This window comes from Zavarzinia sp. (assembly GCF_049306435.1).
In the GTDB taxonomy this organism is placed as follows: domain Bacteria; phylum Pseudomonadota; class Alphaproteobacteria; order Zavarziniales; family Zavarziniaceae; genus Zavarzinia.
The window spans coordinates 1-2,395 of the sequence record NZ_JBAQRT010000128.1 but is presented as its reverse complement, the minus strand read 5'-3'; the positions used below and the strand labels follow the sequence as shown (position 1 = coordinate 2,395).

General features: G+C 70.4%; 3 protein-coding genes. All 3 read left to right on the top strand.

The window, feature by feature from the left end; all coding sequences use genetic code 11:
- On the top strand, positions 1 to 515 hold a 515-nt coding region (locus WAZ62_RS06905; RefSeq protein WP_422642777.1), incomplete at its 5' end, for a prepilin peptidase.
- 31 nt (positions 516 to 546) lie between these two features.
- Positions 547 to 1,452, top strand: coding sequence for an MBL fold metallo-hydrolase (locus WAZ62_RS06900; RefSeq protein WP_422642776.1), 906 nt, complete (start codon positions 547 to 549; stop codon positions 1,450 to 1,452).
- A gap of 4 nt (positions 1,453 to 1,456) precedes the next feature.
- On the top strand, positions 1,457 to 2,395 hold a 939-nt coding region (locus WAZ62_RS06895; RefSeq protein WP_422642775.1), incomplete at its 3' end, for a cyclic nucleotide-binding domain-containing protein.

The window sequence follows — 2,395 nt, the reverse complement described above, 5'->3', positions numbered from 1 at the left end:
GCCTCGGGCTGGTCGCCGCGCTGGCGGCTGGCGGCATCGGCGCCGCGGCCCTGGCGCGGGCGGGCTTTTCCCCCCATGGCTTCGCCCTCGTCGTCATGGGCGGGATCGGCAGCGCCATCCTCGCCTTCGATCTCAGTCACCGGCGCATTCCCAACGAATGGTCGGCGGCGACGGCGCTGCTTGGCCTGATCGACGCCTTCGCCACCGGCCGTGGCTGGCAGGGTCTCGCCAGCGGGATCGGCGGCGCCGCCTTCCTGTGGGCCTTCGGCGCCGCCTATGCCTGGCTTCGCGGCCGGGAGGGGCTCGGCCTTGGCGACGTGAAGCTGGTCGCCGGCCTCGGCATCTGGCTGGGGCCTGTCGGTCTTGCCCTCTGTTTCATGGGGGCGAGCCTCGTCACCGTCGTCTTCGCGCTGGGCTTTCTGCTCTTCCGGCGCCTCGCCGACGATCCGCCCTTCGGCCCCGGCCTCGTCTCTGCCATGCTGCTGTTGCTGGTGAGCGGCATCGCCCCGATATAGAACGACGAACCCCGAAAGAAGGCGCGCGGCCATGGCGGTACAGATCCCCTTCCGCAAGGACATGAATTTCGAGTACGGCCGGCTGGAAACCGTCGCGCCGGGCCTGCGCCGCATCCTGGCCCGCAACCCCTCGTCCTTCACCTTCCACGGCACCGGCACCTATGTCGTCGGCGAAGGCGATGTCGCGGTGATCGACCCCGGACCCGACGATGCCGAACATATCGAGGCGCTGCTGCGCGGCCTGACGGGCGAGACGGTCAGCCATATCCTCGTCACCCACACCCATACCGACCATTCGCCGGGCGCCGCCCCGCTGAAGGCGGCGACGGGCGCCCGCACCTATGGCCATGGCCCCCATGGCGCCGGCCGGCGCGAGGCGGCGGGCCATCAGGCGGTGCAGGGCGGCGACATGGCTTTCGTGCCCGACGTCCGCCTCGAGGATGATCATGTCATCACCGGCGAGGGCTGGACGATCGAGGCGGTGCACACCCCGGGCCATACGTCCAACCACCTGTGCTTTTCCTGGCGCGAGGCCGGGGTGCTGTTCTCGGGCGATCACGTCATGGGCTGGTCGACCAGTGTGATCATGCCGCCCGATGGCGACATGGGCGACTACATGGCCAGCCTCGCCAAGCTGTTGACGCGGGACGAGACGACCTATTGGCCGACCCATGGCCCCGCCATCACCGAGCCGCATCCCCATGTTCGCGCCTTCATCGCCCATCGCGGCGAGCGAGAGGCGCAGATCATCCATCAGCTGGCCGAGGGGCGGACGAACATCATGGACATGGTCCCCGTCATCTATGCCGGGGTCGACCCCGGCCTGTTCCCGGCCGCCGCGCGCTCGACCTTCGCCCATCTGCTGCATCTTCTCGATCAGGGCAAGGTCGCGGCCGAGCCGGCGGCGACGATCGACGCGCGCTGGCGCCTCGTCTGATCCGATGAGCGAAGGGGGCGACGGCGCCACCCTGATCGACGGCATCGCCTTCTTCGCCGACCTCGGCGACGATGAGCGGGCCGCCGTGGTCGAGCATGGCGAATGGTTCAGCCTGCCCGGTGGCCACATGCTGTTCGCCCAGGGCGAGCCGGGCGACGCGCTCTATGTCGTGTTGCGGGGCGGGCTGTCGGTCGTCCGGGTGGCGCCCGATGGCGTCCGGCGGCGGATCGCCCGCATCGAGGCCGGCGAGGTCGTCGGCGAAATGGCGCTGATCACCGGGCGCGAGCGTTCCGCCTCGGTCATCGCCGAACGGGATTGCGAGATCCTGCGTCTCGACCGCGCCGCCTTCGAAGCCCTGGTCTGCCGCCACCCGGAAGCCATGCTGCGACTGACCCGCCAGATCGTCATGCGGCTGGAGGCGATTCAGGACCACCCGGGCGGCGCGCCGCCGACGCGGCCGCGCAGCATCGCGCTGCTGCCCGCCGGCAATGCCCGCGACTGCACCGCCCTTCGCCGCGACCTCGCCCGGGCCATGAGACTCTACGGCCGAGTCGCGGAAATCGGCGAGACCGAGGGCGGCAATCGCCAGACCGACTGGTTCCACGATATCGAGACCGCCAACGACTATATCCTCTATCAGGCCGACGAGACGGCGGGGCCGTGGAGCCGCCTGTGCCTGCGCCAGGCGGATATCGTCCTTGTCATCGCCGATGCCGACGACACGCGCGCCCTGCACCGTCACCCGCTGGAAGCCGCCGCGCGGGACAGGGGTCTTGGCCTCGAACTCGTGCTGCTGCACCCCCACGACCGGCTGGCCCCCAGCGGCAGCGCGGCCTTTCTGGACGGCCGGATGCTGGCGCTGCATCACCATGTCCGGGTCGGCGACTGGGGCGATTCGGCGCGGCTGGCGCGCCAGATCACCGGCCATGCGGTCGGTCTCGTC